This window comes from Neorhizobium descurainiae, from assembly GCF_051400715.1.
GTDB lineage: Bacteria > Pseudomonadota > Alphaproteobacteria > Rhizobiales > Rhizobiaceae > Neorhizobium.
In genome coordinates, this window is the sequence record NZ_JBLFFK010000017.1 from 70,599 (window position 1) to 97,501 (window position 26,903).

Here is a 26,903-nt window from a genome sequence, read left to right on the forward strand (position 1 = left end):
TTCGCATGCGACAAGGCCAAATTGCTGCAATCGATGCCTGTTTGGACGGCGGGATTGTCTGTACCATGTTCCGTGCAATTGCGGCGGGCTTCTAGCGCCCGGGGCCGGGAATGTCAACGGTCGCGGGCATCAGGAATTCGACGTAGTCCCGGAGAAGCCGAGGACGCTCAAAAAGCCGCGACCCTGGCAAGCGCGCGCTTCTCCCGCCGGCGCTGGACGGAGGAGGGGATGTTCATCGCCTCGCGGTATTTCGCGACGGTGCGGCGGGCAAGCTCGACGCCGCCGCGCTTCAGGCTGATGACGATGTCGTCGTCGGAAAGCACCGCGTCCGGCGTCTCCTGGGCGATCATCTGGCGGATGCGGTGGCGCACCGCCTCGGCCGAATGGCTGTCGCCGCCTTCCTCCGCCGAGCCGATCGAGACGGTGAAGAAATATTTGAGCTCGAATAGGCCCCGCGGCGTCAGCATGTATTTGTTGGAGGTGACGCGGCTCACCGTCGATTCATGCATCTTGATCGCTTCGGCGACCGTCTTCAGGTTGAGCGGCCGCAGGTGGTCGACGCCGTACATCAGGAAGGCGTCCTGTTGGCGGACGATTTCGGCCGCCACCTTCATGATCGTCTTTGCGCGCTGGTCGAGGCTGCGGGTCAGCCAGTTGGCGTTCTGCAGGCATTCGGAGAGGAAATTGTGATCCTCGCCGTTCTTCGGGCAGTTCTTCACCACCTTCTGGAAATAGGCCTGGTTGACCAGCACGCGCGGCAGCGTGTCGGGGTTGAGCTCGACCATCCAGCTTCCGTCCGGCGCGGCGCGCACGACGATATCGGGCGCGATCGTCTCGGAAGCGCCGCTCTCGAAGTCGGCGCCCGGCTTCGGATTGAGCCCCCGGATTTCCGCCAGCATGTCGATCAGGTCTTCGTCGTCGACGCCGCAGATTTTCCTCAGCGAGGCGAAGTCGCGCTTCGCAAGCAGTTCCAGATGCTTGACCAGCGCGTCCATGGCCGGGTCCAGCCGGTTTCTCTGACGAAGCTGGATCGCCAGGCACTCGCCGAGCGAGCGGGCGAAGACGCCCGGCGGGTCGAGCGTCTGCAGCGAGTGCAGGACCGTCTCCACAGCCTCGATGCGTTTGCCGAGGCGGGCTGCGATTTCCTGAAGATCGCCCTGCAGGTAGCCGGCCTCGTCGAGCTGGTCGACCAGGTGCTGGGCGATGAGGCGGTCGGCCGCGCCGCCGGGAAGAAAGGGAATCTGCTGGTTCAGATGGTCGCGCAGCGTCACCTGGCCGGCGACGAAGTCGTCCAGGTCGTAATCTTCGCCGGCTTCCCCGCCCGGCATGCTTTTCCACTGGCTGAGCAATTCCGGGGCATCGGCGCGCCGGACCGGACCGTCATCCTGGAAGACGTTTTCGAACCCGGTACCGAGCCCCTCGTCGAGCCGTTCCGCCATGCCGGAGGAGGAGCTTTCATACCAGTGTCCGTCGGCCGCGCCGTCGGGGCTTCCGCTGTCGGGTTCGGAAAAGGCCTCGTTGTCTTCAAAGCCTGTTTCAGCGCCGTTTTCGCTTCCGTCTGACGCAATTTCGAGCAGCGGATTCTTCTCGACTTCGTGGGCGATGAACTGCGTGAGCTCGAAATGCGTCATCTGCAGCAGCTGGATCGATTGCATCAGCTGCGGCGTCATCACCAGCGATTGAGTCTGTCTCAGGAAAAGGCTGGCGGATAAACCCATGACGGACGCGAAACTCCCCTGCGATCTCCTTGTGCCGCTCCCTCATGAAGCGGCGACCACGCTTTCGGCCATGCCCCTTCGATGGCCGAATTTGCATCTGGCACGAGAATTGCTTTTTTAGAAGATTTGGTCAAGCGCTGCTGTGCGGAGAAGGTGAACTTCTTTGCCGCACGACGCGTATTACAGGCTGAACTTGTCGCCCAGGTACAGGCGGCGGACGTCCGGATTGTTGACGATATCGTCCGCCCGGCCGTGCGTCAGCACTTCGCCCGCATGGATGATATAGGCCCGGTCGATGAGGCCGAGCGTCTCGCGGACATTGTGGTCCGTTATCAGAACGCCGATCCCGCGCGCCGTCAAGTGGCGTACGAGATTCTGGATATCCGAGACGGAGATCGGGTCGACGCCGGCGAACGGCTCGTCGAGCAGCATGAAGGCGGGATCGGTCGCCAGCGCGCGGGCGATTTCGAGGCGCCGCCGCTCGCCGCCGGAAAGCGCCACCGCCGCGGATTTGCGCAGTTGGCCGATATGGAATTCGTCCAGAAGCTCGTCGAGCTTGCTCTCCCGCTTGTCCCTGTCCGGCTGGTGCACTTCGAGAACGGCGCGGATATTCTCCTCCACCGTCAGGCCGCGGAAGATTGAGGCCTCCTGCGGCAGGTAGCCGACGCCGAGGCGGGCGCGGCGATACATCGGCATCCGGGTGACCTCGTTGCCGTTGATGGCGATCATGCCCTCGTCGACCGGCACGAGCCCGGTGATCATGTAGAAGCAGGTGGTTTTGCCGGCGCCGTTCGGTCCGAGCAACCCGACGGCCTCGCCGCGGCGCACGACGAGCGACACGCCGTTGACGACACGGCGCGTGTCATAGGTCTTGGAAAGGCCATGAGCGACGAGCGTGCCCTCGTAGCGCGCTTTGTCGCGTGCAACGAAAGGTTCGGGCGCGGACGGCTTCCTGGCCGACAGACTGGAGAGCAGCGGTATTTTCACGTCTTGGGTCTATTATCGGTTTTGTGGCTGCTGCCGGGATTTCGGATCGAGCATGATCTCGACGCGCCCGCCGCAGCTGTCGAGCTTCGCCTCTCCGGTTGCCATCAGAACGGTGAGCTTGCAACCCTTGAATACGTTGGGGCCTTCGGAAAGCACGACCTGCTTGCCGGAAAGCACGAAAGTCTGCGACGCCATGTCGAATTCGCCCTTCTCGGCGGTCGCCTGTTGCGTGCCGGAGCTCAGGAAAACCGTGCCGTCGAGGAAGATCTTGTCGATATTGGCATTGCCCGAGGTGACCGACGCGCCTTCCTGCCCCGTATAGAGGACGGTCATCTTGCCGGCCTTCATCGTGGTCGAGCCTTGCACGACCTGCACGTTGCCGGTGAAGAAGGCCTTCTTCTCCTGCTCCTTGATTTCGAGCTGGTCGCTCTGGATCTGGATGGGCTGGTCGCCGGAAAGCTTGAGGCCCTCCATCTGGCTGGTGGTCGATTGGGCGTGCGCGGTGGCGGCGAGACAGGACAGCAGGCCTGCCGCGATCAGAACTGCGGTATTGCGGGAAAGAAGGCGGCGATACATCATGGCGGCCGGGCTCTATTTGCCTTGGTTGCGGATTGCGGCAGGGTCGAGATGGACGCGAACCTGACCTTGGAATGTGATAGTGCGTCCCTTATCCGTTATCTTTAAAGACTCTGCAACAATCGAGCCTTCCTTCATGGAGATATCGACGGGATCGGGCGTATCCATGGTCCCGCCGGGGATATCCATGCGGGCGGATTTGAAGCGGGCGGTGATGCCGTTCGACAGGTTGACGTCGAACGGCGCGGTGAGGTTGAGCTTGTCGGAGCCGCGGTCGAAGTCGGCGCCGGTCGCCGTCACCCGCGCGATCACGTCGTCGTTGATCGGCACGGCGGCCTTCACGTCCTCGAGCGTGATCATGTTCGGGTTCTGGATGTCCTGCAGCGCGCGCGTGGCGATCATCGAATAGCTGATGCCGTCGCTGTTGCGGCCCGAGATCGCCGGACGCTCCATGACGATCTTGCCGTTCTCGATGCGGGCGTTCTCGATGGACAGGTTCTCGGGCAGGTAGGCGCGGATGACCGAGACGCCGATGAAGAGAGCCGAGATCACGGCGGCGCTGATGGGCAGCAGAACTTTCAGCTTCCGCACCAGCGTGGAATGGGAAAGCGCTGCCTGATAGGCGTCCGCATGCGGCTCCAGCGCCGCCACGAGGCCTGCCGTCTTTCGAATATGCTGCAGCATGGGTGCCGGATCGATCCTTACTTGCCTTTTGCCGTCCTTCCCGCGGTTACGGCGGGGAGCGGGACGGATGCGGCTTTGTCTTGCCCGCCAATATGGTTTTTATTCATCAACAAACAATAACGGACAACATAAAAACGTGATGTGCACTGCTGCAAAACGCGCTAGAGAGCCTATTTAGCAGCGGGCAGCGCATCTCGAAAGGGTGGTCTCATGGATCAAATGGCAATTGCGGACCGGCGTTCACTGCGCCGCAAGCTGAGCTTCTGGCGCATCGTCGCCCTGGTCTTTCTGATCGGCATCGGGTTCGCGCTCTACCGCTTTGCCGGTGGGGATCGTGTGGGATCGGCGGTGCCGCATGTCGCCCGCATCGAGATTTCCGGCCTGATCTCCGACGACAAGGAGCTTCTGGAGCGGCTCGACCGGATCGCCGACAGCAGTCAGGCCAAGGCGCTCGTCGTCTCGATCTCCTCGCCGGGGGGCACGACCTATGGCGGCGAGCGCATCTTCAAGGCGATCCGCCATGTCGCGGAGAAGAAGCCGGTCGTCTCCGACATCCGCACGCTCGCGGCCTCCGCCGGTTATATGATCGCCACCGCCGGCGATCAGATCGTCGCGGGCGAGAGCTCGATCACCGGCTCGATCGGCGTCATCTTCCAGTACCCGCAGATCGCCGAGATGATGCAGAAGATCGGCGTTTCGCTGGAGGAGATCAAATCGGCGCCGCTGAAGGCCGAGCCGTCGCCCTTCCATCCGGCGAGCGAGGAGGCCAGGACGATGATCCGCAACATGGTGATGGACAGCTACGGCTGGTTCGTCGATCTGGTTGCGGACCGCCGCAAGCTGCCGCGCGAGGAGGTCCTGAAACTGGCCGACGGGACGATCTTCACCGGGCGCCAGGCGCTCGGCGTCAAGCTGGTCGACAAGCTCGGCGGCGACGAGGACATAAGGGCTTATCTGGAATCGCGCGGCGTCTCGAAGGATCTGCCGGTCGTCGATTGGAAGGAGCGGAGGTCCTCCTCGTCCTTCTGGCTCGCGAGCGCCATGGCCGAGTTCTTCCGGCAGACCGGTTTAGGTGAGGCGATCGCCCCCTATGCCTTTCGGATGTTCGGGACGGACAAGTTGTTTCTTGACGGTCTGGTCTCCGTTTGGCAGGTTGGACGCGGATGAAAATCTAATTTTTTCAGGGGACAACCGTGATCAAGTCAGAACTGGTTCAGATCGTTGCAGCCCGCAATCCGCATCTCTACCACCGCGACGTCGAGAACATCGTGAACGCCGTGCTCGACGAGATCACAGATGCACTGGCCGCCGGAAACCGTGTCGAACTGCGCGGTTTCGGCGCCTTTTCGGTGAAGAATCGCCCCTCCCGTTCCGGCCGCAATCCCCGCACCGGCGAAAGCGTCTTCGTCGAGGAGAAGTGGGTTCCCTTCTTCAAGACCGGCAAGGAACTGCGCGAACGCCTCAATCCGGGCCTTGCCGACGAGGACGATTGATTCCCCTGCCGCGCGGTCATCCGCCGCCCTTGAATCCCCCCGAAGTGCGCCTATTCTGCAACGGACGCCGATAAAACGGCAGATCGTCTGTCGCCGGAGAATCCCATGGACAAGTTCAAACGGATCGTCTCTCTCGTGATCTTCGTGCCGCTCGGCATCGTGCTGATCGTGCTCGCGGTGGCGAACCGCCAGGTGGTGACGTTGGCGCTCAATCCCTTCCGGCCGGAAGACGGTGTCCTGTCGGTGAGTGCGCCGCTCTTCCTGTTCCTGTTCCTGGCCGTCTTGGTAGGCATGCTGATCGGCTCGGCGGTGACCTGGTGGAGCCAGGGCAAGCACCGCAAGCAGGCCCGCGTCGAGGCGCGCGAAGCCGTCAGGTGGCAGAACGAGCACAAGGCGGCCGTCGCGGGACGGCCGGCCTCGTCGCAACTGCCTTCAAAATAGGATCAGGCCTCGGCGGCCTTGGCGACCACCGCCTTGTTGAAATCCGCGAAGAACTGGCCCGCGAGCTTCTGCGAGGTCGAATCGATCAGGCGCGAGCCGAGCTGGGCGAGTTTGCCGCCCACCTGCGCCTTGGTGGAGTAGCGCAGCAGCGTGTCGGTTCCGTCTTCCACCAGCGTCACGGTCGCCGAACCCTTGGCGAAGCCCGCGATGCCGCCCTTGCCTTCGCCGGAGATCGTATAGCTTTCCGGCGGGTTGATGTCGGAAAGGGTGACTTCGCCGGAGAAATTGGCCGAGACCGGGCCGATCTTCAGCTTGACGGTGGCGGCGAGTTCGGTCGGCGATTTCTGCTCCAGCGTCTGGCAGCCCGGAATGCACTGCCGCAGGATTTCCGGATCGTTCAATGCCTGCCAGACCACGTCGCGGGGTGCTGCAATACGTTCTTCGCCGCCCATATCCATGTGATGATCCTCCGAAAATGCATGTTGAAGGCTTATTGCAAGCCCTATGTCGTTTGCCAAGTGGGACAGATGGAGGGACAATATGCAAATGTAGTACCGTATGACAAGAAAATAAAACACCGGTTTCTTCGATTCGCCCGGCTTTGAAGAATTCCCGGTAAATGTTATCTGCTGCCGCACGATAGGAATTTCCCAGGCGGACGAACGCATTGAAGAACAAGGAAAGGCGGCCGGGCGTGAAGATCCGGGCCGAGGCCGGAAAGCGGCCAGCGCGCCAGCATGCGGCCGTCAGGCCCGTATCCCGGCCCTTCGAAAAGCCGGCCAAACCCGTGCCCGCCACGCCGCAGGCCGAAACCCGTGTACTTGTTCCGCGTGAGGGCGATCGCCCCGCCGAACGCGTGCCCGTCATCCTGGAATCGGCCGGAGCCGGCGATTTCCACCTGATCGACAGCGGCAACGGTCTGAAACTCGAACAATACGGGCCTTACCGCATCGTCCGGCCGGAGGCGCAGGCGCTCTGGCAGCCCTCTCTGCCGCCCCATGTCTGGGAGAAGGCGGATGCGGTCTTCACCGGCGATACGGACGAGGACGGCATGGGCCGCTGGCGTTTTCCGAAGGAAGCCCTCGGCGAGACCTGGCCGCTCTCGCTGCTCGGCGTCGATTTCCTCGGACGCTTCACGGCCTTCCGCCATGTCGGCGTCTTTCCGGAACAGATCGTCCATTGGAATTGGATGAAGACCCGCATCGAAGAAGCCAAACGGCCGGTGAAGGTGCTGAACCTTTTCGGCTATACGGGCGTCGCATCGCTGGTCGCGGCGGCGGCAGGAGCGGAAGTCACTCATGTGGACGCCTCGAAGAAGGCGATCGGCTGGGCGCGCGAAAACCAGGCGCTTGCAAGCCTCGACAAGGCGCCGATCCGCTGGATCTGCGAGGATGCCATGAAGTTCATCCTGCGCGAGGAACGCCGCGGCAACCGCTACGACATCATCCTCACCGATCCGCCGAAATTCGGCCGCGGCCCGAACGGCGAGGTCTGGCAGCTCTTCGACCACCTGCCGCTGATGCTGGATATCTGCCGCGAGCTCCTGTCGCCAAAGGCGATCGGCCTTGTGCTGACCGCCTACTCGATCCGCGCGAGCTTCTATTCCATCCACGAGCTGATGCGCGAGACGATGCGCGGCGCCGGCGGCGCGGTGGAATCGGGCGAGCTCGTCATCCGCGAGGCCGGTCTCGACGGCAAAAGCCCTGGCCGCGCGCTTTCCACCTCCCTTTTCAGCCGCTGGGTGCCGGCATGACCGACGATCATCACAAGTCCGGGCCGAGACGGGTGGGGCAGGTGAAGGAAGTCACTTCGCTCGCCAATCCGATCATCAAGGATATCAAGGCGCTCACCAACAAGAAGGACCGCGAGGAGAGCGGCACCTTCATGGCCGAAGGCCTGAAGCTCGTCATCGACGCGCTGGAGCTCGGCTGGTCGATCCGCACCCTGGTTTACGCCAAGGCTGCCAAGGGCAAGCCTCTGGTGGAGCAGGTGGCGGCAAAAACGGTCGCCCATGGCGGACTAGTGCTGGAAGTCAGCGAAAAGGTGCTGTCCTCGGTCACCCGCCGCGACAATCCGCAGATGGTGGTCGGCATTTTCGAGCAGCGCTGGAAGAGGCTCGACGACTTGAAGCCCGCCAAGGGTGAGACCCTCGTGGCGCTCGACCGGGTTCGCGATCCCGGCAATCTCGGCACCATCATCCGCACGGCGGATGCGGCCGGCGCTTCCGCCGTCGTCCTGGTCGGCGAATGCACCGATCCCTTTTCGCTGGAGACGGTCCGCGCCACCATGGGCTCGGTCTTCGCCATGCCCGTCGCCAAATGCTCGGCGGAGGAATTCCTCGTCTGGCAGAAGCGCTCGGGCGCGGAGGTCGTCGCCACGCATCTCGCCGGCGCCGTCGATTACCGCACCGTGGACTACGCGAAGAAGCCGGTCGTCCTGCTGATGGGCAACGAGCAGTCCGGCCTGCCGGACAATCTCGCCGGGGCGGCCGATCGCACCGTGCGCATCCCGCAGCAGGGCAGGGCCGATTCGCTCAATCTCGCCATCGCGACTGCTGTCGTGCTCTTCGAGGCGCGGCGCCATCTTCTGACCCTGGACGAGAAAAAATGACCGGACGCGCCGCCTTCCTTTCGAGACCGCTGACGGCCCTGATCGTCATCGTCGTCGCGGTTCTACTCGACCAGGCCGTGAAGATTGCCGTGGAGGCCTATCTTCCGATGCGGGAGGCGGTACCTCTCCTGCCGGTTCTCGCGCTCTACCGCACCTATAATCTGGGCGTCGCCTTCTCGCTTCTGTCGGGCATGGAGCGCGAATTCATCGTCGGCATGCGCATAGTCATCGTCGCCTTCGTGCTCTGGCTCTGGCGCCGCACCCCGAAGGAGCGCCCCTTTGCCCACGCGGGCTTCGCGCTGATCATCGCCGGCGCGATCGGCAACTTGATCGACGGTTTCGTCTATGGCCACGTGATCGACTACATCCTGTTCCACACGGCCACGTGGTCGTTCGCGGTCTTCAACCTGGCGGACAGTTTCATCACCATCGGCGCCGGCCTGGTGATCCTCGACGAGCTGTTCGGGCCGAGGTCGGATCTTCCCAAACAGGGCCGAGATGACGGTTGAAATGGCGAGAAGATTGTTTGAAGGGCTCGCTGAGCGGGCTGCTACGCGACGATATCGAGGGCGGCTATATCGTTTTTCAGCGGCCGGGAAAGCTTGAACTTCTCATGCAGCGCCGCCACTTGATTCCGATAGATACGCACGAGCGAGCGTAACGTCGCCAAAATTGCATCGCTTTCGCATGGGCAATAGGAAGTCGAGAGAGCGGTCATAACATCGCCGCTTGCTCGCTTGTTGTACTTCGCCATGACCGCCGTTTCCGGGGTCCGGTCATGCAGCCAGTCATCGGCCCGCATCATGTGATGGCGAAGCTCGTCCAGGAGCGTCTGCGCGTAGAACAGCTCGCCACGCATCGCCCGCCGATATGTTTCATGAGCCGCCGCCAGGCCCTTGCTGATCGAAATGCTCACGTCCTCCTCTCCGACCGTGAAGGACAGCTCTTCCGACCGCTTCACAAGATCGGTAACGATGCCCTTGGGGTCGTGCAGGATTTTGATCGGCAGCCGATACCACGGCGAAGGTATCAGCGCCGCAGCGTCGTAGTAAAATATGTCGATCTTCCCGAACGGCAGAAAATGCGACACGCAGTGCTGCGTATTCGGAAGCCATTCGTTGAAGAGGAAACCCGGCCACTGCTTCGGGATTTCCCGGCGCTGCGCCACAAAGTGCGAATGCCGCTCGGATTTTACGACGACACGCAGATCGACATCCGAATAGGCGTCGGCGCTTCCAGCGGCGATCGACCCGCCGAGGAAAATACACAAAACGTCCGGGTCTGTCTTGAACCGGCCAACTGCCGTCGCAAGAAGGTCGTCTCTCGCTTTTTCGAGATCGGCAGGTGTGGTCGGCGTTTTCATGATAGAGAGATTAACGGGCTTCGGAACGGCCGCAAAGAGCCACGGGCTGTCGGCGGTGGCGTTTGCTCCTTGTATCCGCCTAAATCCGCTCTGCCGTTCGATCCGGCTTGGAATGTCCGACTTAAAAAAAACGATCAGTAAAATTTTACCTGATTGGTCTAAGGATTGGGAAAGAAACCCGGCTAGTCTTCTCCCATGCGCGACATTGCCGAAATACATGAGCGTATTGTCAAAGCGTTCGCGTCCCCCGCCTCGGTCGATGCCGAGCCGGCGGTCGAGAACATCGTGCCTGCGCTGGGGCTGCGGTCGCGGGAGGAGCGTGCCGTGCCGGCCAATGCCTTCGTCGCGTTCTTTTTCCGCATGGCGCAGTGGCGCCGCAACCGCTCCGCCGCCCGGCTCGGCCGGGCCTGGAAGGAGGCCGAGGCCGCAAGCGCCGCCAAGTCGCGCCAGATCGCCACGGTCGTCCATGAGATCCGCACGCCGCTGAACGGCATCCTCGGCATGACGCACCTGCTCTATCAGACCAAGCTGACGGCGGAGCAGCAGAACTATCTGAGCGGCATCCGCCAGTCGGGCCATGCTCTGGCGCAGCTCGTCGAGGACCTTCTCGACTATTCGACGCTGGAGGCCGGCCGCTTCCGGCTCAACAACCGGGCGGAAAACCTGCGTCACCTGATCGAGAGCGTCGTCGAGATGCTGGCGCCCCGGGCGCACGAGAAGCGCATCGAGATCGCCGCGACGGTCGCGGCCGACCTGCCCGATCTTCTCGATTTCGACCCCGCCCGCATCCGGCAGGTGCTTTTCAACGTTATCGGCAACGCGGTGAAGTTCACGGCCGAAGGCGGCGTTCTGGTGCGGGCCTTTGTCGAGAACGGCCCCGAAAACGCCCCCGAAAACACCAATGTGGCGATTGCCGTCATCGACACCGGCCCCGGCATGGCCGCCGAGGAGCAGGCGCGGATTTTCGGCGAGTTCGAGCAGGCGGGTTCCGCCGAAGCGCGCAGCGGCGGCACCGGCCTCGGTCTCGGCATCGCATCCCGCATTCTGACGGAATTCGGCGGCTCGCTTTCGGTCGCCAGCCGCAAGGGGGTCGGCAGCACGTTCACGATCCGCTTCCCTCTGCGCCTTGCGGAGACCGCCCAGTCCGGTGGCGTGGCGCGCGATCAGTTGCTCGCCCGCTCGCGCGTCCTGCTCCTGGCGCCCGATGGTCCGGCGGCGATGGCAACCGTGTCGAGCATCGAAACCCTCGGCGGTCGCTGCCGGCATGTCTCGAACCCGGCCGACGTCCAGATGCTGATCGACCGCGCCGAAGCGGGCTCCGTTCCCTATACCGATCTCGTCGTCGATCACCGGCTTGCCTCCGATTACGCCAACGAAAAGGCCCATGCGCCCCTCCACCGCATCCTGCTCGTCAACCCGGAGGAGAGGGCCTCGCAGCCGCAGGATTTCTTCGACGCCTGGCTCATCCGGCCGCTTCGGGAAAAATCCCTGATCGACGTCCTGAGCGGGCGCCTGCGCGGCTTCGGCACCCGCGATACCGTCACCGACAGCGTCCCGGCGCCGGCTGCTCCGGTGATCGAAAGGCCGTCCGGCGGGCTCGACGTGCTCCTGGGAGAGGACGATCCCGTCAACGCCCTCCTCATCCGCGCCGTGCTCGGAAAGGCGGGCCATCGCGTCCGGCTCGTGGAGGATTTCCCGGCTCTCATCGAAGCGGCGTTGAAAGAGGAGCCGCGCCCCGATCTCATCGTTTCCGACATGCACATGCCGGGCGGCACCGTTCTCGACCTTCTCTCGGCCTTGCGCGCCGGCGGGCAGCAGGACGTCCGCCTCCCGATCCCGGTCATCGTCCTGACCGGCGAAGGCCGCGAGGCGGCCCGGCAGGAAGTGCTTCTCCAGGGGGCGGACCGCGTGCTGGGAAAGCCGGTCGATCCCCTCAAACTTCTCGAGGAAGTCAGGGTCGTGGGCGTTCTCGGCCACGAGCGTCAACAGGTCCGTTGACGCGCTCACCGGCGGAACCTATTGTGACAGAAACTGTCACGATCCTGTCGCAGAGAAGTGATTTATGGCGGTGATCCAACCGGTACGGGACGAATCACCATGACAATTGAACTCCTGAACCGTGAATTGACCCCTGAAACGACCCAGGCGCCGGCCTCAATTCCGGCAGGCGGCGATACATTCGGCCGCATCGGCACGCTCGAAACGCGGTTGGCCCGCAGCGAGCGCGAGATCGACGCTGCCCAGGCAGTCCGCTATCGCGTCTTCGTCGAGGAGATGAACGCCACGTTGAACCCGGACGCCATGCGCCTTCGCCGTGACGTCGATGCCTATGACGCGATCTGCGACCATCTTCTCGTCATCGACAATGCGATCGAAGGCGATATCGAAGACCAGATCGTCGGCACCTACCGTCTGCTCCGCCAGGAAGTGGCGCTCGCCAATGGCGGCTTCTATTCGGCGTCGGAATTCGACATCGAGCCGCTCCTGGCGCGCCATCCCGACAAGCAGTTCATGGAGCTCGGTCGCTCCTGCGTGCTGCCGGATTACCGCACCAAGCGCACGGTCGAGCTGCTCTGGCAGGGCAACTGGGCCTATTCCCTGAAGCACGGCATGAACGCCATGTTCGGCTGCGCCTCCTTCCCGGGCATCAGGCCGGAGGAGCACGCGCTGGCGCTTTCCTTCCTGCATCACACGGTTTCGGCCAAGGGCGAGTGGGCGGTTTCGGCCCGTCCGGAGCTCCATCGCGATATGGACCTGATGCCCTTCGAAGGCGTCAATGCCCGCAAGGCCTTGTCGGCGCTGCCGCCGCTGATCAAGGGCTACCTGCGCTTGGGCGCGACGATCGGCGACGGCGCGGTCGTCGACCATGCCTTCAACACCACCGACGTGCTGGTCGTGCTGCCGATCGCCTCGATCTCCAACCGCTACATCAATTATTACGGCGCCGACGCCGGAAGGTTCGCGAGCTAGTACTCTCAACGAATCAGCCGGATAGGCCCTTTGTACTGGGCGATCGCCTGGTCCGAGGTGAGCAGTAGCACGCCCTCGGCCATGCTCTGCGCGATAAGGATTCGGTCGAACGGGTCCTTGTGGATCGATGGCAGGGTTTCCAGTATGAAAGCGTGCCTTGAACTCACTGGTATTTCTTCAAAACCATTGTCCAGCAATGCCCGATATAGGACGTGCGGTTCGATGTTGAATCCTCTACGATTGAGCGCACGCTTTATCGTCAGTTCCCAGATGCTCGCGGAGCTGAAGAAAAGTTCGTTATCCTCATCTTCAAGTATATCCCGCATTTCATGGGTAAGATTGGGATCGTCTTCCGCAAACCATGCCAGAATATGAGAATCCGGAAGAATCCTCATTCATGGTCTCCATAGAACATCTCTTCGATTTCTTTGGCGAACATCGTATTGAAGTTTTCTGGAATTTGCGCGTAGCCTTTCAGAAAGCCTGCGCGCCGTTTCTTCTTCGGCGCCTCTCCCAAAGGCACGACCTTCACCATCGGCTTGCCGGCCTTGGCAATGACAAATCCCTCACCGTTCGCCGCCTCTTCGACGAGACGCGACAGGTGGGTCTTGGCTTCATGGATGTTGACGGTCTTCATGGCGAATATCCGAGTGGACTTAGTCCATTGAACTTAGTTTATTTCGTCGAGTCGAGCAAGCTCGTCTCAAGTCTGCCGCGGCACGCTCCGCATCTTGCTGGCGCGTATGGCCTGAGCGGCCGCCGCGGCAATTCGGCTCATGAATTTTCGACTGAAGCGCCCAAGCGGCGTGGCATCTTCGATCGCCCAGGATGCCGCAAGATCATCGCTATTGAATTCGTCGACGATCACCCAGGCTGGCATATAAAGACCTGCCCGCCGCGCTTCCGTCTCAGGAATTTCAATCGCCCATGAATTCGCAGTGGGCGGCTGGCTGGTAATAGGGAAAAGAAGCGGTTTCTGCCTGCCGTCTTTGCCGATGAGGATCAGCATAACGCAGGTGGGGCGCGCCTTGCGCCCGCTTTCTTCGCCTCGGTCCCGTTCGCGTGCCCACAGATAGGAATAGAGGATGACATCGCCGTGAGCGAATTCAGTCATCCGCCTGCTCGTCTTCCTGCGCTAAAGCGTCCAGACCTGCGAGAAGTTCGCTGCGCTCTTCCTCGTTCAGGTCTTCGATCCACTGGGCTCTCTGGCTGCCACCGCGTCGAAGACTGTCGAATTGTTCGGCCGTCATCAGCACGAATTTCCGCTTGCCGTGCTTGGTGATGTCGACGGGGCCTTTAAAAGCGGCCTCGATGACCTCGCCGGATTTGTTGCCGAGTTCCGTCAGCGTGAAGCTTGCCATGCCAGCCGATCTCCTATTTTCCATAAAATAGCGAAATTAGCTGTTTTTAGCAATCGCGTTGCCTCACGTCCCCGCATTATAGGCCGCGATCGCCGCCATGTTGACGATGTCGCTGTCCTTCGCGCCCATCGAGGTGATCTGCACGGAGCGGTCGAGGCCGACGAGCAGGGGGCCGATGACGGTCGAGGCGCCGAGCTCCTGCAGCATGCGCGTCGAGATCGAGGCGGAATGGATCGCCGGCATGACGAGCACGTTGGCCGTGCCGGAAAGCCGGCAGAACGGATACTGCTCCATCCGGTGCGGATTGAGCGCCACGTCGGCCGCCATCTCCCCGTCATATTCGAAATCGACCCGCCGCCGGTCGAGGATCTTCACCGCTTCCCGCACCCGTTCCGACCGCTCGCCGATCGGCTGGCCGAAGGTGGAATAGGCAAGCAGCGCGACGCGCGGCTCGTAACCCATGCGCTTGGCGACGCGGGCGGCCTCGACGGCGATATCGGCGATGTCCTCCGCGTTCGGCATGTCGTGCACGGCCGTATCCGCCACGAAGATCGTCCGGCCGCGCGAGATGACGAGCGACACGCCGATCACCTTGTGCCCCGGCTTGATGTCGATGCAGCGGCGCACGTCGGAAAGCGCGGTCGCATAGTTGCGGGTCGTGCCCGTCACCATCGCGTCCGCGTCGCCCACCGCCACCATGGTCGCCGCGAAATGGTTGCGGTCGTTGTGGATCAGGCGCTGCACGTCGCGATGCAGGAAGCCTTCGCGCTGCAGCCGGGCATAGAGATGGTCGATATAGGCTTCCACCCGGGTCGAGAGGCGGGCGTTGACGATCTCGATCCCCGGCCGGCCGAGATCGATGCCGGCCTTTTCGGCGGTCGCGCGGATCACGTCGTCGCGGCCGAGCAGGATCGCGGTGCCGAGCTCCTGCTGGCAGAAGGAGATCGCCGCGCGCATGACCTGCTCTTCCTCGGCTTCCGCGAACACGACGCGTTTCGGAAAGCGGCGGACGCGTTCGTAGATGCTCTGCGTCGTCGCGGCGATCGGATCGCGGCGGGCGGAGAGCTCGCGGCCGTAGGCGGCAAGGTCGGTGATGTTCTTGCGGGCGACGCCGCTTTCCATCGCCGCTTCCGCCACCGCCACCGGGATCGCCGAGATGAGGCGCGGATCGAACGGCACGGGGATGATGTATTGCGCGCCGAAGCGCGGCCGGTTGCCCTGATAGGCGGCTGCGACGTCGTCCGGCACGTCCTCGCGGGCGAGTGCTGCGAGCGCCTGCGCCGCGGCGATCTTCATCGCGTCGTTGATCTGGGTCGCCCGGACGTCGAGCGCGCCGCGGAAGATATAGGGAAAGCCGAGCACGTTGTTGACCTGGTTCGGATAGTCCGAACGCCCTGTCGCCATGATCGCGTCGTCGCGGATGCGGGCGACCTCTTCCGGGGTAATCTCCGGATCGGGGTTCGCCATCGCGAAGATGATCGGCCTGTCCGCCATGGAGCGGATCATCTCTTCCGTGAGGGCGCCCTTCTGCGACAGGCCGAACACCACGTCCGCTCCTTCCATCGCTTCCGCCAGCGTCCGCTTGGTCGTCTTCACCGCATGCGCCGATTTCCACTGGTTCATGCCCTCGGGGCGTCCCTGGTAGATGACGCCCTTGGTATCGACGAGGATGATGTTTTCCGCGGCAAAACCCATCGCCTTGATGAGCTCGACGCAGGCGATTGCCGCCGCACCCGCGCCGTTGCAGACGAGCTTGGTGGTCTTGAGGTCCCGGCCGGTCAGCTCCAGCGCGTTGATGAGGCCGGCGGCGGCGATGATCGCCGTGCCGTGCTGGTCGTCATGGAAGACCGGGATGTCCATCAGCTCGCGCAGGCGGCTTTCGATGATGAAGCATTCCGGCGCCTTGATGTCTTCCAGGTTGATGCCTCCGAAGGAGGGGCCGAGGAAGCGCACGCAGTTGATGAACTCGTCGACGTTTTCGGTGTCCACTTCCAGGTCGATGGAATCGACGTCGGCGAAGCGCTTGAAGAGGACGGCCTTGCCTTCCATGACGGGTTTCGAGGCGAGCGCGCCGAGATTGCCGAGGCCGAGGATCGCCGTGCCGTTGGAGATGACGGCCACCATGTTGCCGCGGGTCGTATAGTCGTAGGCCGTGGCCGGATCGGCGGCGATCGCTTTCACAGGCACGGCCACCCCCGGCGAATAGGCGAGCGAGAGGTCCCGCTGCGTCGCCATCGGCTTGGTGGGGTTGATCTCCAGCTTCCCCGGCCGGCCTTCGGCATGGAAGTCCAGCGCTTCCTGTTCCGTCACCGAAGCGCGCGTGCGCGTGGCCTTGTCATTGGCAGGCATGTCTCCTCCAGCTTTTTGTGGGCAGCCGTCCTTGAGGCCGCGGCAGATGTTGTCTTTCAGGGGTCATCATCGATAGTGTCGTCAATTCCCTTGCGCAACAAAAAATCGGTTCCGTGACCCAGTTTGAAAGATTCTCCATCGAAGCTCTGAACGCTGCCGAACTCGCCTCGGAGGAAAGCCGCGCATCCGCGACGCCGATGATGGAGCAGTATATCGAGATCAAGGCGAACAATCCGGGTTCGCTGCTCTTCTACCGCATGGGCGATTTCTACGAGCTTTTCTTCGAGGATGCGGTCGATGCGTCGCGCGCGCTCGGCATCACGCTGACAAGGCGCGGCCAGCATATGGGCCAGGATATCCCCATGTGCGGCGTGCCGGTGCATGCGGCCGACGACTATCTCCAGAAGCTGATCTCGCTCGGTTTTCGCGTCGCCGTCTGCGAGCAGGTGGAAGACCCGGCGGAGGCGAAGAAGCGCGGCTCGAAATCGGTGGTGAAGCGCGACGTGGTTCGTCTCGTGACGCCCGGCACGATCACCGAGGAAAAGCTGCTCGTCGCCTCCGAATCCAACTACCTGATGGCGCTCGCCCGCATTCGCGGCTCATCCGAGGCGCAGATGGCGCTCGCCTGGATCGACATTTCGACCGGCGTCTTCCGGCTGGCGGAAACCGATCCGTCGCGGCTGCTCGCCGATATCCTGCGCATCGATCCGCGCGAGCTGATCCTGCCGGACACGATCTTCCACGATGCGGAGCTGAAACCGGTCTTCGACGTGCTCGGCAAGGTCGCGACCCCGCAGCCCGCCGTGCTCTTCGACAGCGCCAGTGCCGAAGGCCGCATCGCGCGCTATTTCGGCGTCGGTACGCTCGACGGTTTCGGCACCTTCTCCCGCTCCGAGCTTGCGGCAGCGGCCGCCGCAGTCGCCTATGTCGAGAAGACGCAGATTTCCGAACATCCGCCGCTCGGCCGGCCGGAGCGGGAAAGCGGCGCCTCGACCCTCTTCATCGATCCGGCGACGCGCGGCAATCTGGAACTCACGAAGACGCTCTCCGGCGATCGCGACGGCTCGCTCCTGAAGGCGATCGACCGAACCGTCACCGGCGGCGGTGCCCGTCTGCTCGCCGAACGGCTGATGTCGCCGCTCACCGACCCGGACCGCATCAACCGGCGGCTCGATTCCATCTCCTTCCTTCTCGAAGAGCCGTCGCTCTGCTCGGAACTTCGATCCGCGTTGAAGCATGTGCCGGATATGCCGCGTGCGCTGTCGCGCCTGGCGCTCGATCGCGGCGGTCCGCGCGACCTCGGCTCCATCCTGCAGGGCTTGGAAGCGGCTCGCGGCGTCGCGGCCTTCCTCGACCGCGCCATGCTGCCGGAAGAGTTGGGTGAGGCGCTCACTGACCTCAAGGCCCTGCCGCTGCAGCTCGAATCCATGCTCGGCAATATGCTGGCCGAGGAACTGCCGCTTCTGAAGCGCGACGGCGGGTTTCTCGCGGAAGGCGCCCATTCCGAACTGGACGAAGTTCGGGCCCTGCGTGACCAGTCGCGCAAAGTGATCGCCGGCCTGCAGCTCCAATATGCCGAGGAGACGGGCATCAAGTCGCTGAAGATCAAGCACAACAACGTGCTCGGCTATTTCATCGAGGTGACGGCCGGCAATTCCGGCACCATGACCGATACGCCGGAAGGCAAGGCGCGCTTCATCCATCGCCAGACCATGGCGAGCGCCATGCGCTTCACGACGACGGAGCTTGCCGATCTCGAAAGCCGCATTGCCAACGCCGCCGACCGGGCGCTGACGATCGAGCTCGAAGCCTTCGGCAGGATGGTCGCGGCAGTCACCTCCGAAGCCGAGGCGATCAAGGCCGGCGCCCGCGCGCTCGCGGTCATCGATGTCGCGGCCGGCCTTGCCATGCTCTCCGAGGAATGGAACTATCGCCGCCCGGTGGTGGACGGTTCCCGGATGTTCGCGATCGAGGGCGGCCGCCATCCGGTGGTCGAGCAGGCGCTGCGCCGCCAGTCTTCCGGTCCGTTCATCGCCAACGATTGCGACCTCTCTCCTCAAGGCGGCGAGTTCGGCGCGCTCTGGCTGCTTACCGGCCCGAACATGGGCGGCAAGTCGACTTTCCTCCGCCAGAACGCGCTGATCGCCATTCTCGCCCAGATGGGCTCCTTCGTGCCCGCCGCATCCGCTCATATCGGCATCGTCGACAGGCTCTTCTCCCGCGTCGGCGCATCGGACGATCTCGCCCGCGGCCGCTCCACCTTCATGGTCGAAATGGTCGAGACGGCGGCGATCCTCAACCAGGCGACCGACCGTTCGCTGGTCATCCTCGACGAGATCGGCCGCGGCACCGCGACCTTCGACGGCCTCTCGATCGCCTGGGCCGCCGTCGAGCACCTGCACGAGGCGAACCGCTGCCGCGGCCTCTTCGCCACCCACTTCCACGAGCTGACGGTGCTTTCCGAAAAGCTGAACCGCCTCTCCAACGCCACGATGCGGGTGAAGGAATGGGACGGCGAGGTGATCTTCCTGCACGAGGTCGGCCCGGGCGCCGCCGACCGTTCCTACGGCATCCAGGTCGCCCGCCTTGCCGGGCTACCCGACTCCGTCGTTGCCCGCGCCCGCGACGTGCTGACGAAGCTGGAAGATTCTGACCGCAAGAACCCGGCGAGCCAGCTGATCGACGACCTGCCGCTCTTCCAGGTCGCCGTCCGCCGCGAGGAGGTGAAGCGCGCCGGCTCCTCCAAGGTGGAAGAGGCGCTGAAGGCGATCAACCCGGACGACATGACCCCGCGCGAGGCTTTGGATGCGCTTTACGCGCTGAAGAAGCAGCTCGGCGGGAAGTAGCGATGGATGAAGGCCATGAGCGGCAGCTTTTGGCTTACGGGCCTGTCTTCAGAGCGCGGGTGAAAGCAGCGGTGGTCATATCTACGAGATGTGCATGGAGCTCGCTTCGCGGCCGCCCTTCGCCGTCCGTACATATGGGATCACCGATCTTTTCCGCTTCAGCGATCTTTGACGCATCGGGTTTGCACTCGGCAAACATGCTGTAGTGGCTTGCGTCCCCGATCGTTGCATAGCTCCCCGTTGGAATGGCCTTCGCCACTTCGGAAGCCTGCGCCGTCGGCGGAATTTTTCCCGGTCGACCGAGATTTATGAGTTCGACCGGGATCGAAATCCCGGAAAAGCTGTCGAAATCGAAGACATCGATCGGTGTAGGATCGATCGCCATGACAAAACGAATGCGCGTGTCTTCATTGTCGCGGCCGGCAGATTCCAGGTTCATTGCGTGAAGATCGACGCCACTTTGTCTGACCCACTCGCAAAGGGATGCGTTAAGCGCGTCTGTATCACAATAGCCTGCGAGGAGCTTCGGATCTATGCGGGCACCTGCTATCGCCAAAGCTGTGCTGCCGCCCATGGAAAGACCTAGGGCACCTGTTTTGCCTTCGTTAAGGTGCTCTTTGAAGAACGGGTTCCCCACCATCGCATTCAGGGTTTCGGTGAGATCGCTCGGCCGCAGCCAGATCTTCATCGTTTCGGCAGCAGACCTATTCTGGCCGGAATTTCCCGGATGCGTGGGGGCTGCCACCACAAACCCGTGGCCGGCCAAAGGTGCCGCGATCCAGCTCATGGCCTGTGGGCTTCCCGCCAGTCCGGCACCGTGGGAAAGCAGGATGAGCGGGAATTTTCCGTTTGAAACCGGGGCATCGCGCATGGCGGGCGTTCCCTTAAAGAACATGCTCTCGCCAAGCACGGCCTGTTCGCCGCCTGAACGCGCCGGATACCAGACTGTCAAGTCGAGATCACTGCCGCGCTCTTTGGAAGGCGCGATGATCTGGCGTACACCGACATTGTCTTCGGCATCGGCCGGATCGTGCGTCGTCACGACGGAAATTGCGACGGCGCCAAGAAAGCAGAGACGTTTGAACATGGAAAACATTGAGGGCTCCCGATAAGTGCGGACGCTGCCGAGCAGAGCCACAATCCTTCGTGCCTTTCGACCTCGAAGATGATAAAGGCCGAACAACATCACGATCGAGGCCGCTTCACTTCGGGTATTCGCGTTGCCGTCCGTTCCCTTGCCCTTCCTTGCCGGCCTCGTTTTCGTGCTGACGCTCTACCGCACTCTGAAGGGTGTCGAAACACCTGGCTCGCGGCGCTATTTCTTCGCATTCCTCGCCCTCTATGCTTCGCAGGCCCTGATCGTCGGCCTGCATTTCGGATACGGCGTCCAGGCGCTGGCACCGGTGCAGCCGGTCACGGCAGCCATCATGCCGCCGCTCGCGTATCTCGCCTTTCGCGCACTGACGGCTGAGCGGCTGGAAAGGCCCTGGCTGCATCTGGCACTACCGCCTCTCGCCGTCGCTGCCGCCGTCGGTTTCGTCCGCGATCTCGTCGATCCGCTTCTGCTGGTAATCTTCTTCGCTTATGGGATCGCTCTGTGGCGGCTCACCACATCCGGCGGAGACGATGTCATGGCGGAGGCCGCGCTTCAGCGCATGCGGTCGGCCCTGCGCGCCGCCCGTCTGACGGCGGGCCTGATGTTCTTTTTCGCAGTCAGTGATGCTGCGCTCGCCGCCTATACGCGTCTTTATGGTGCCGCCGAGGTGCCGCTCGCCGTGGGGCTGATGAATCTCGGAGCCATCGCCGCAGTTGTCATCTATTGCTTGGCACCGGAATTTTCTCCGGCGAAGCCGGCTGCCGGTCCGTCGTCCGTCGGTGCGACGGAGGCGGACCGGGCTATCGTCGCCCGCGTGGAAGTGGCGTTGGACGAACGCGCATTCTACAGGAACGAAAATCTCAGCCTTGCGAAACTCGCCCGCCGGGCCGGGCTTCCGGCCCGCGATGTGTCCGCCGCCGTCAACCGCGCAACGGGCCTCAATGTCTCGCAATTCGTCAATAACCGGCGGATCGCCGAAGCCTGCCGCCTTTTGCGGGAAGGTGAAGGAACGGTCACCCGGATCATGTTCGAGGTCGGCTTTTCGACAAAATCGAACTTTAATCGCGAGTTCCGTAGGGTCACCGGGATGAGCCCGGCTGAGTACCGGGCCAAGGCAAGGAAGAGCAAGGCGACCGTGCAAAAAGGACCACCAGCTTGAACTTCGCCTCGGGAGGAAACAACTTTGAAACGCCGGGATGATATTTCTTGGCCGGGGTGCCCAAAAGGACTATAGCCTCCCCGCAGCCGGCGCCGGCAGGATAACATGGCCAGACACGACATCGATTTTTCCGAACTTCTCGACGTGGCCCGCCTGCGGGCCGAATGCAGGGCGATCGCCGGGGACAGGGATCGTCCGCAGCTCGAACTGCGCGCCGCACTCCTGCCGGTCCTGCGCCGGGCGAGCGTCGAAGGCCGGGAGAAGGCCCGCGCGCTTCTTGGCCGGGACGGCAGCGGCCTGAGCTGCGCCCGCCGCCTCTCCTGGCTGCAGGACCAGATCATCACCGTCCTCTACGATGTGATCGTCGACGGCATCCATCCCGAGGGAGCCGACATCGCGGTGGCCGCCGTCGGCGGCTATGGCCGCGACACGCTGGCGCCCGGTTCGGATATCGACCTCCTCTTCCTGCTGCCGGAAAGGAATTCCGATGCGATGCGCAAGGCGGTCGAGTTCCTGCTCTATGTGCTCTGGGACATGGGCTTCAAGGTCGGCCACGCGACCCGCACCGTCGAGGAATGCATCCGCCTGTCGAAGACGGACATGACCATTCGCACGGCGATCCTGGAAAGCCGCTATATCTGCGGCCGCGAGGCGCTGGTGAAGGAGCTGGAAACCCGTTTCGACCGGGAGATCGTCGCCGATACCGGACCGGAATTCATCGCCGCCAAGCTTGCCGAGCGCGACCAGCGCCACCAGAAGGCTGGCGACACGCGCTATCTGGTCGAGCCGAACGTCAAGGAAGGCAAGGGGGGCCTGCGCGACCTCCACACGCTTTTCTGGATCGCCAAATACTACTACCGCGTCCGCGATCCGGCCGAGCTCGTCAAGCTCGGCGTCCTGTCGCGCGAGGAATCGCGGCTGTTCGAAAAGGCAGATGATTTCCTCTGGGCGGTGCGCTGCCACATGCATTTCCTGACCGGCAAGGCGGAGGAGCGGCTTTCCTTCGACATCCAGAGGGAGATCGCCGAAAGCCTCGGTTATCACACGCGCCCCGGCCTCTCCGCCGTCGAGCGCTTCATGAAGCACTATTTCCTCGTCGCCAAGGATGTCGGCGATCTCACCCGCATCCTCTGCGCAGCCCTTGAGGACGAGCAGGCCAAGGATGCGCCGGGGGGCCTTACCAGACGCGTCATCTCGCGCTTCACCAAGCGCGTCCGCAAGATTCCCGGCACGGTGGATTTCGTCGAGGATCGCGGCCGCATCACGCTCGCCGATCCTGATGTCTTCAAGCGCGATCCCGTCAACCTCATCCGCTTCTTCCACGTGGCCGATATCAACGGCCTGGAACTGCATCCGGATGCCCTGAAGCGGATGACCCGCTCTCTCTCGCTGATCGACAACGATGTGCGCGAGAACGAGGAGGCGAACCGGCTCTTCCTTTCCATGCTGACCTCGCGGCGCGATCCGGCGCTGATGCTGCGGCGCATGAACGAGGCGGGCGTGCTCGGCCGCTTCATTCCGGAATTCGGCAAGGTCGTCGCGATGATGCAGTTCAACATGTATCATCACTATACGGTCGACGAGCACCTGATCCGCTCCGTCGAGGCGCTGTCGGAAATCGACAATGGCAAGGCGGCCGATATCCATCCGCTTTCCAACAAGCTGATGCCGACGATCGAGGATCGCACGGTGCTCTATGTCGCGGTCCTGTTGCACGACATCGCCAAGGGCCGCCAGGAGGACCACTCGATCGCCGGCGCCCGGATCGCGCGAAAGCTATGCCCGCGCCTCGGCCTCAACCCGAAGCAGACCGAGCTCGTCGTCTGGCTGGTCGAGGAACATCTGATCATGTCGATGACGGCGCAGACCCGCGACCTGCACGACCGCAAGACGATCACCGACTTCGCCGAGAAGGTGCAGTCGATGGACCGGCTGAAGCTGCTCCTGATCCTGACGATCTGCGATATCCGCGCCGTCGGCCCGGGTGTGTGGAACGGCTGGAAGGGCCAGCTTCTGCGCACGCTCTATTACGAAACCGAGCTGCTGCTCTCCGGAGGCTTTTCGGAGCTGTCGCGGAAGGAGCGCGCCAGCCAGGCGGAAGAGGAGCTCTTCGGCGCGCTCTCCGACTGGAGCCAGAAGGACCGCCGCACCTATTCGAAGCTGCACTATCAGCCCTATCTTCTGTCGGTCTCGCTGGAGGATCAGGTCCGCCATGCGAAGTTCATCCGCGAGGCGGACAAGGCCGGCCAGGCGCTCGCCACCATGGTCCGGACCGATTCATTCCACGCCATCACCGAGATCACGGTGCTGGCGCCCGACCATCCGCGTCTCCTGTCGATCATTGCCGGCGCCTGTGCGGCCGCCGGCGCCAACATCGCCGACGCGCAGATCTTCACCACTTCCGACGGCCGGGCGCTCGACACGATCCTCGTCAATCGCGAATTTACGGTGGACGAGGACGAGCTGCGCCGCGGCGGCACGATCAGCCGCATGATCGAGGATGTGCTCTCGGGCAAGAAACGGCTGCCGGAAGTGATCGCCACGCGCGCGAAGTCCCGCAAGCGCAACAAGACCTTCACCATTCCGCCCTCGGTCATCATCTCGAACGGTCTGTCGAACAAGTTCACCGTCATCGAGGTGGAATGCCTCGACCGCACCGGCCTGCTCGCGGATATCACCGCCGTGCTCGCCGATCTCTCGCTCGACATCCATTCGGCCCGCATCACCACCTTCGGCGAGAAGGTCATCGACACCTTCTACGTCACCGATCTCGTCGGCCATAAGGTCGTGAACGAGAACCGCCAGGGCAACATCACGGCGCGGCTGAAGGCGGTCATGGCCGAGCAGGAGGACGAGCTCCGGAGCGGCATGCCCGCCGGCATCATCGCGCCGGCCCCGCCCCCTGCCGAGGCTCCCGCCCCCTCGCGCAGGACCAAGGCCAGCGCGTGAAACTGCTATGAATTGCCGCGACGCAAGAAGCATTCGCTTCGCCCCCCTCATCCGGCCCTTCGGGCCACCTTCTCCCCGCTGGGGAGAAGGGGAGGAGCCGCGTCGCTATTTCCTCCTCTCCCTTTGGGGAGAGGGTGGCCGAGCGAAGCGGAGGCCGGGTGAGGGGGCCGCACGGCAGCAATCTTTCTTTCAAACCTGTTCGAGCCCCGCCCCATGACCCTCGTCAAGAAATTCGCGACCGTCGGAGGCGCCACGCTCGGCAGCCGCATCTTCGGCTTCGCCCGCGAGACGCTGATGGCGGCAGCGCTCGGCACGGGCCCGATGGCCGATGTCTTCTATGCCGCCTTCCGCTTTCCGAACCTCTTCCGCCGGCTGTTTGCCGAAGGCGCGTTCAACGCCGCCTTCGTGCCGCTGTTCTCGAAGGAGATCGAGGCGAACGGCGTCGAAGGGGCGAAGCGCTTTTCGGAAGAGGTCTTCGGCGTCCTGTTCTCGGCGCTGCTGCTCATCACCATCGCCATGGAACTGATGATGCCGTGGCTGGTGGAATGGATCATCGCGCCGGGCTTTGCCGCCGATCCGGAAAAGACCTCCATCACCATCCGCATGGCGGCGGTGATGTTTCCCTATCTCATGTGCATGTCGCTGACGGCGATGATGAGCGGCATGCTGAACTCGCTGCACCATTTCTTCGCAGCCGCCATCGCGCCGGTCTTCCTGAACGTGGTGATGATCGGCGCGCTCTTCTGGGGGCTCTGGACCGGCGCAGAGCCGCTGACGATCGCCTGGTATCTCTCCTGGAGCGTGCTCGCGGCGGGCATCCTGCAGCTTGCGGTGGTCTATATCGGCGTGCGCCACGCGGGCATCGATATCGGCTTCCGCCGCCCGCGCTTGACGCCGAACGTCAAGCGCCTGCTGGTGCTCGCAGTTCCCGCGGCCGTCACCGGCGGCATCACCCAGATCAACCAGATCATCGGCCAGGCGATCGCGTCCGGCAAGGAAGGCGCGATCGCCGCGCTTCAATATGCGGACCGCATCTACCAGCTCCCGCTCGGCGTCGTCGGCGTCGCGGTCGGCGTCGTCCTCTTGCCGGAGCTTGCCCGCGCGCTGAAGGCCGGCCATGTGAAGGAGGCCGCCAATACCCAGAACCGCTCGATCGAATTCGTGCTGTTCCTGACGCTGCCCGCCGCCGCCGGCCTCTGGATCCTGTCGGACGCGATCATCCGCGTGCTTTACGAGCGCGGCGCCTTCTCGGCGGAAAACACCGCGGTCGTCGCCTCGATCCTGGCGATCTACGGCATCGGCCTGCCGGGCTTCGTGCTGATCAAGGCGCTGCAGCCGGGCTTTTACGCCCGCGAGGACACCCGGACGCCGATGCGCTTCACCATGCTGTCCGTGGTCGTCAATACCGGCCTGGCGGTCACGCTTTTCCCGCTGATCGCCGAGCGCGGCATCGCGACGGCCGAGGCCGCCGCCGGCTGGATCAACACGATCCTGCTTTTCTCGACGCTCCTGTGGCGCGGCGATCTCGTCTGGGAATGGGCGCTGGCGAAGCGCACGGCGCTGCTTCTTGCCGCGACCGGCATCATGTCGGCGGCGCTCGTCTATGCGCTCCCTTATGCGGGTCCGTGGCTTGCGCCGGAGGCATCGCTTCTTTCCCAGGTCGCCGCGCTCGGCTGCCTGCTCTCACTCGCGATGGCCGTCTATTTCGCGTCCGCCTTCCTGATCGGCGGCGCCGACATGGGCCTGATCCGCCGGAATCTGAAGCGCAAGCCGAAGGCGGCGCCGGAAACGACGGAATAGCCCGTTCTTAAGAACGGGCGCGGCGCTTGAGGTTGGCGAGGCCCTTCGCCTTGCCGCAATAGGCCCATGTGCGCTTCGGGCCGATGTCGACATGCACGATGCCGTTGCAGTAGCGGCCGACGCCGCCGATGCCGGGCGCGCTCCGCGCAGCCGCGAGGATCCTCTGTTCGGGAACGCCGGGAACCCGGATGTCGGCGGCATAGCAGCGGCTGTGCTGCGACCGGCCGGACCGTGGCCGGTGGCCGGATGTCACCATCGGCTTGCGCCCGGTCTGTTTGGCGATATGGGCGAGGATGGCGCCGAGCTTCTCCGGAAAGCAGCTTGTGCGGACGCTGACCCGCTGCACGGTATAAAAGGCCGAGTAGTCGTGCTTGAAGGACGTGCCGCGGCGTTTCTGGCTCTGGCCGGCTTCGGCTTCGGCATTGACGTTGAGGCTGAGCGCCATGAGGCAGGACAGCGCGATGCGGAAAATCATGCGCATGGTATCCCCCGTGAAGAGAC

General features: G+C 63.4%; 25 protein-coding genes. 12 read left to right on the top strand and 13 right to left on the bottom strand.

What is annotated here, in order from left to right:
- Positions 1–167: 167 nt before the first annotated feature.
- The 4 genes from rpoN to ACMGE0_RS24205 all read right to left on the bottom strand — a co-directional run bounded on the left by rpoN (position 168) and on the right by ACMGE0_RS24205 (position 3,965).
- Positions 168–1,718 (bottom strand): RNA polymerase factor sigma-54, encoded by a 1,551-nt coding sequence (gene rpoN, locus ACMGE0_RS24190; RefSeq protein WP_436818452.1) that lies wholly within the window; start codon positions 1,716–1,718, stop codon positions 168–170.
- 180 nt (positions 1,719–1,898) lie between these two features.
- Entirely contained in the window at positions 1,899–2,681 is a 783-nt protein-coding gene (gene lptB / locus ACMGE0_RS24195) for an LPS export ABC transporter ATP-binding protein (protein WP_143531660.1), read from the bottom strand.
- Positions 2,682–2,717: 36 nt separating this feature from the next.
- Entirely contained in the window at positions 2,718–3,284 is a 567-nt protein-coding gene (locus ACMGE0_RS24200) for an LptA/OstA family protein (RefSeq protein ID WP_436818453.1), read from the bottom strand.
- A gap of 12 nt (positions 3,285–3,296) precedes the next feature.
- Positions 3,297–3,965, bottom strand: a complete 669-nt coding sequence (locus tag ACMGE0_RS24205) for an LPS export ABC transporter periplasmic protein LptC (RefSeq protein ID WP_436818454.1) — start codon at positions 3,963–3,965, stop codon at positions 3,297–3,299.
- A gap of 210 nt (positions 3,966–4,175) precedes the next feature.
- On the opposite strand from ACMGE0_RS24205, the gene sppA reads away from it, so the two are divergent.
- The 3 genes from sppA (at position 4,176) to ACMGE0_RS24220 (ending at position 5,899) form a co-directional block, all read left to right on the top strand.
- Positions 4,176–5,132 carry a signal peptide peptidase SppA gene (sppA, locus tag ACMGE0_RS24210; protein ID WP_436818455.1) on the top strand — a complete coding sequence of 319 codons (957 nt, stop codon included), beginning with the start codon at positions 4,176–4,178 and terminating at the stop codon, positions 5,130–5,132.
- A 26-nt stretch (positions 5,133–5,158) separates the two neighbouring features.
- Positions 5,159–5,458 (top strand): integration host factor subunit beta, encoded by a 300-nt coding sequence (locus ACMGE0_RS24215; protein ID WP_037159231.1) that lies wholly within the window; start codon positions 5,159–5,161, stop codon positions 5,456–5,458.
- 105 nt (positions 5,459–5,563) lie between these two features.
- Positions 5,564–5,899, top strand: a complete 336-nt coding sequence (locus tag ACMGE0_RS24220; RefSeq protein WP_436818456.1) for a lipopolysaccharide assembly protein LapA domain-containing protein — start codon at positions 5,564–5,566, stop codon at positions 5,897–5,899.
- A gap of 2 nt (positions 5,900–5,901) precedes the next feature.
- Here the strand turns inward: ACMGE0_RS24220 and ACMGE0_RS24225 are convergent, their stop codons facing one another.
- Entirely contained in the window at positions 5,902–6,357 is a 456-nt protein-coding gene (locus ACMGE0_RS24225) for an SRPBCC family protein (protein WP_436818457.1), read from the bottom strand.
- Between the two features lie 209 nt (positions 6,358–6,566).
- Here ACMGE0_RS24225 and ACMGE0_RS24230 point away from each other — a divergent pair, with 209 nt between their 5' ends.
- The 3 genes from ACMGE0_RS24230 to lspA are packed head-to-tail and all read left to right on the top strand — an operon-like array spanning position 6,567 to position 9,018.
- On the top strand, positions 6,567–7,652 hold the full coding sequence (locus ACMGE0_RS24230; protein WP_436818458.1) for a class I SAM-dependent methyltransferase: 1,086 nt from the start codon (positions 6,567–6,569) through the stop codon (positions 7,650–7,652).
- Complete coding sequence (locus tag ACMGE0_RS24235; protein ID WP_436818459.1) at positions 7,649–8,509, top strand: TrmH family RNA methyltransferase; 861 nt, start codon at positions 7,649–7,651, stop codon at positions 8,507–8,509. The genes ACMGE0_RS24230 and ACMGE0_RS24235 overlap by 4 nt, the downstream gene beginning before the upstream one ends.
- Positions 8,506–9,018, top strand: a complete 513-nt coding sequence (gene lspA, locus ACMGE0_RS24240; protein WP_436818460.1) for a signal peptidase II — start codon at positions 8,506–8,508, stop codon at positions 9,016–9,018. The genes ACMGE0_RS24235 and lspA overlap by 4 nt, the downstream gene beginning before the upstream one ends.
- A 41-nt stretch (positions 9,019–9,059) precedes the next feature.
- On the opposite strand, the gene ACMGE0_RS24245 is transcribed toward lspA, so the two are convergent.
- Entirely contained in the window at positions 9,060–10,091 is a 1,032-nt protein-coding gene (locus ACMGE0_RS24245) for a hypothetical protein (protein ID WP_436818461.1), read from the bottom strand.
- On the opposite strand from ACMGE0_RS24245, the gene ACMGE0_RS24250 reads away from it, so the two are divergent.
- Together ACMGE0_RS24250 and olsB are read left to right on the top strand one after the other, a co-directional pair.
- Positions 10,068–11,870, top strand: a complete 1,803-nt coding sequence (locus ACMGE0_RS24250) for a hybrid sensor histidine kinase/response regulator (protein ID WP_436818462.1) — start codon at positions 10,068–10,070, stop codon at positions 11,868–11,870. The two genes, ACMGE0_RS24245 and ACMGE0_RS24250, sit on opposite strands and share 24 nt — an antisense overlap.
- Before the next feature lie 99 nt (positions 11,871–11,969).
- Complete coding sequence (gene olsB, locus ACMGE0_RS24255; RefSeq protein WP_436818463.1) at positions 11,970–12,842, top strand: l-ornithine N(alpha)-acyltransferase; 873 nt, start codon at positions 11,970–11,972, stop codon at positions 12,840–12,842.
- 5 nt (positions 12,843–12,847) lie between these two features.
- Here the strand turns inward: olsB and ACMGE0_RS24260 are convergent, their stop codons facing one another.
- The 5 genes from ACMGE0_RS24260 to ACMGE0_RS24280 form a co-directional block, all read right to left on the bottom strand.
- Positions 12,848–13,237, bottom strand: a complete 390-nt coding sequence (locus tag ACMGE0_RS24260) for a type II toxin-antitoxin system VapC family toxin (RefSeq protein WP_436818464.1) — start codon at positions 13,235–13,237, stop codon at positions 12,848–12,850.
- Positions 13,234–13,479: a type II toxin-antitoxin system Phd/YefM family antitoxin gene (locus ACMGE0_RS24265; protein ID WP_436818465.1), complete on the bottom strand. Its 246-nt coding sequence runs from the start codon at positions 13,477–13,479 to the stop codon at positions 13,234–13,236. Before ACMGE0_RS24265 ends, ACMGE0_RS24260 begins: the two co-directional genes overlap by 4 nt.
- A gap of 66 nt (positions 13,480–13,545) precedes the next feature.
- Positions 13,546–13,851 (bottom strand): hypothetical protein, encoded by a 306-nt coding sequence (locus ACMGE0_RS24270; RefSeq protein WP_436818466.1) that lies wholly within the window; start codon positions 13,849–13,851, stop codon positions 13,546–13,548.
- A gap of 97 nt (positions 13,852–13,948) precedes the next feature.
- Positions 13,949–14,203: a type II toxin-antitoxin system Phd/YefM family antitoxin gene (locus ACMGE0_RS24275; RefSeq protein WP_436818467.1), complete on the bottom strand. Its 255-nt coding sequence runs from the start codon at positions 14,201–14,203 to the stop codon at positions 13,949–13,951.
- A gap of 63 nt (positions 14,204–14,266) precedes the next feature.
- Complete coding sequence (locus ACMGE0_RS24280; RefSeq protein WP_436818468.1) at positions 14,267–16,552, bottom strand: NADP-dependent malic enzyme; 2,286 nt, start codon at positions 16,550–16,552, stop codon at positions 14,267–14,269.
- A 197-nt stretch (positions 16,553–16,749) separates the two neighbouring features.
- Here ACMGE0_RS24280 and mutS point away from each other — a divergent pair, with 197 nt between their 5' ends.
- The gene (gene mutS, locus ACMGE0_RS24285; RefSeq protein ID WP_436818518.1) at positions 16,750–19,398 is read left to right on the top strand and encodes a DNA mismatch repair protein MutS; all 2,649 of its coding nucleotides are present in this window, start codon (positions 16,750–16,752) and stop codon (positions 19,396–19,398) included.
- 34 nt (positions 19,399–19,432) lie between these two features.
- On the opposite strand, the gene ACMGE0_RS24290 is transcribed toward mutS, so the two are convergent.
- Positions 19,433–20,485 (bottom strand): alpha/beta hydrolase family protein, encoded by a 1,053-nt coding sequence (locus ACMGE0_RS24290; RefSeq protein ID WP_436818519.1) that lies wholly within the window; start codon positions 20,483–20,485, stop codon positions 19,433–19,435.
- Positions 20,486–20,618: 133 nt separating this feature from the next.
- Here ACMGE0_RS24290 and ACMGE0_RS24295 point away from each other — a divergent pair, with 133 nt between their 5' ends.
- From ACMGE0_RS24295 to murJ, 3 genes are all read left to right on the top strand, one after another.
- On the top strand, positions 20,619–21,653 hold the full coding sequence (locus ACMGE0_RS24295; RefSeq protein ID WP_436818469.1) for a helix-turn-helix domain-containing protein: 1,035 nt from the start codon (positions 20,619–20,621) through the stop codon (positions 21,651–21,653).
- A 105-nt stretch (positions 21,654–21,758) separates the two neighbouring features.
- Positions 21,759–24,602 (top strand): [protein-PII] uridylyltransferase, encoded by a 2,844-nt coding sequence (locus tag ACMGE0_RS24300; RefSeq protein WP_436818470.1) that lies wholly within the window; start codon positions 21,759–21,761, stop codon positions 24,600–24,602.
- A 213-nt stretch (positions 24,603–24,815) separates the two neighbouring features.
- Positions 24,816–26,402 carry a murein biosynthesis integral membrane protein MurJ gene (murJ, locus tag ACMGE0_RS24305; RefSeq protein ID WP_436818471.1) on the top strand — a complete coding sequence of 529 codons (1,587 nt, stop codon included), beginning with the start codon at positions 24,816–24,818 and terminating at the stop codon, positions 26,400–26,402.
- A gap of 7 nt (positions 26,403–26,409) precedes the next feature.
- On the opposite strand, the gene ACMGE0_RS24310 is transcribed toward murJ, so the two are convergent.
- Positions 26,410–26,883: a YcbK family protein gene (locus tag ACMGE0_RS24310; protein ID WP_436818472.1), complete on the bottom strand. Its 474-nt coding sequence runs from the start codon at positions 26,881–26,883 to the stop codon at positions 26,410–26,412.
- Positions 26,884–26,903: the final 20 nt, after the last annotated feature.

What these genes read in the sequence shown, in the direction of transcription:
- mutS (WP_436818518.1), top strand. Translation starts at nt 16,750, where the DNA reads ATGATGGAGCAGTATATCGAGATCAAGGCGAACAATCCGGGTTCGCTG.
- murJ (WP_436818471.1), top strand. Translation starts at nt 24,816, where the DNA reads ATGACCCTCGTCAAGAAATTCGCGACCGTCGGAGGCGCCACGCTCGGC.
- rpoN (WP_436818452.1), bottom strand. Translation starts at nt 1,718, where the DNA reads ATGGGTTTATCCGCCAGCCTTTTCCTGAGACAGACTCAATCGCTGGTG.
- ACMGE0_RS24205 (WP_436818454.1), bottom strand. Translation starts at nt 3,965, where the DNA reads ATGCTGCAGCATATTCGAAAGACGGCAGGCCTCGTGGCGGCGCTGGAG.
- ACMGE0_RS24290 (WP_436818519.1), bottom strand. Translation starts at nt 20,485, where the DNA reads ATGTTCAAACGTCTCTGCTTTCTTGGCGCCGTCGCAATTTCCGTCGTG.
- olsB (WP_436818463.1), top strand. Translation starts at nt 11,970, where the DNA reads ATGACAATTGAACTCCTGAACCGTGAATTGACCCCTGAAACGACCCAG.
- ACMGE0_RS24225 (WP_436818457.1), bottom strand. Translation starts at nt 6,357, where the DNA reads ATGGATATGGGCGGCGAAGAACGTATTGCAGCACCCCGCGACGTGGTC.
- ACMGE0_RS24250 (WP_436818462.1), top strand. Translation starts at nt 10,068, where the DNA reads ATGCGCGACATTGCCGAAATACATGAGCGTATTGTCAAAGCGTTCGCG.
- ACMGE0_RS24235 (WP_436818459.1), top strand. Translation starts at nt 7,649, where the DNA reads ATGACCGACGATCATCACAAGTCCGGGCCGAGACGGGTGGGGCAGGTG.
- ACMGE0_RS24275 (WP_436818467.1), bottom strand. Translation starts at nt 14,203, where the DNA reads ATGGCAAGCTTCACGCTGACGGAACTCGGCAACAAATCCGGCGAGGTC.
- ACMGE0_RS24265 (WP_436818465.1), bottom strand. Translation starts at nt 13,479, where the DNA reads ATGAAGACCGTCAACATCCATGAAGCCAAGACCCACCTGTCGCGTCTC.
- ACMGE0_RS24220 (WP_436818456.1), top strand. Translation starts at nt 5,564, where the DNA reads ATGGACAAGTTCAAACGGATCGTCTCTCTCGTGATCTTCGTGCCGCTC.
- ACMGE0_RS24280 (WP_436818468.1), bottom strand. Translation starts at nt 16,552, where the DNA reads ATGCCTGCCAATGACAAGGCCACGCGCACGCGCGCTTCGGTGACGGAA.
- ACMGE0_RS24260 (WP_436818464.1), bottom strand. Translation starts at nt 13,237, where the DNA reads ATGAGGATTCTTCCGGATTCTCATATTCTGGCATGGTTTGCGGAAGAC.
- ACMGE0_RS24245 (WP_436818461.1), bottom strand. Translation starts at nt 10,091, where the DNA reads ATGTATTTCGGCAATGTCGCGCATGGGAGAAGACTAGCCGGGTTTCTT.
- ACMGE0_RS24300 (WP_436818470.1), top strand. Translation starts at nt 21,759, where the DNA reads ATGGCCAGACACGACATCGATTTTTCCGAACTTCTCGACGTGGCCCGC.
- ACMGE0_RS24270 (WP_436818466.1), bottom strand. Translation starts at nt 13,851, where the DNA reads ATGCTGATCCTCATCGGCAAAGACGGCAGGCAGAAACCGCTTCTTTTC.
- ACMGE0_RS24200 (WP_436818453.1), bottom strand. Translation starts at nt 3,284, where the DNA reads ATGATGTATCGCCGCCTTCTTTCCCGCAATACCGCAGTTCTGATCGCG.
- lspA (WP_436818460.1), top strand. Translation starts at nt 8,506, where the DNA reads ATGACCGGACGCGCCGCCTTCCTTTCGAGACCGCTGACGGCCCTGATC.
- ACMGE0_RS24310 (WP_436818472.1), bottom strand. Translation starts at nt 26,883, where the DNA reads ATGCGCATGATTTTCCGCATCGCGCTGTCCTGCCTCATGGCGCTCAGC.
- sppA (WP_436818455.1), top strand. Translation starts at nt 4,176, where the DNA reads ATGGATCAAATGGCAATTGCGGACCGGCGTTCACTGCGCCGCAAGCTG.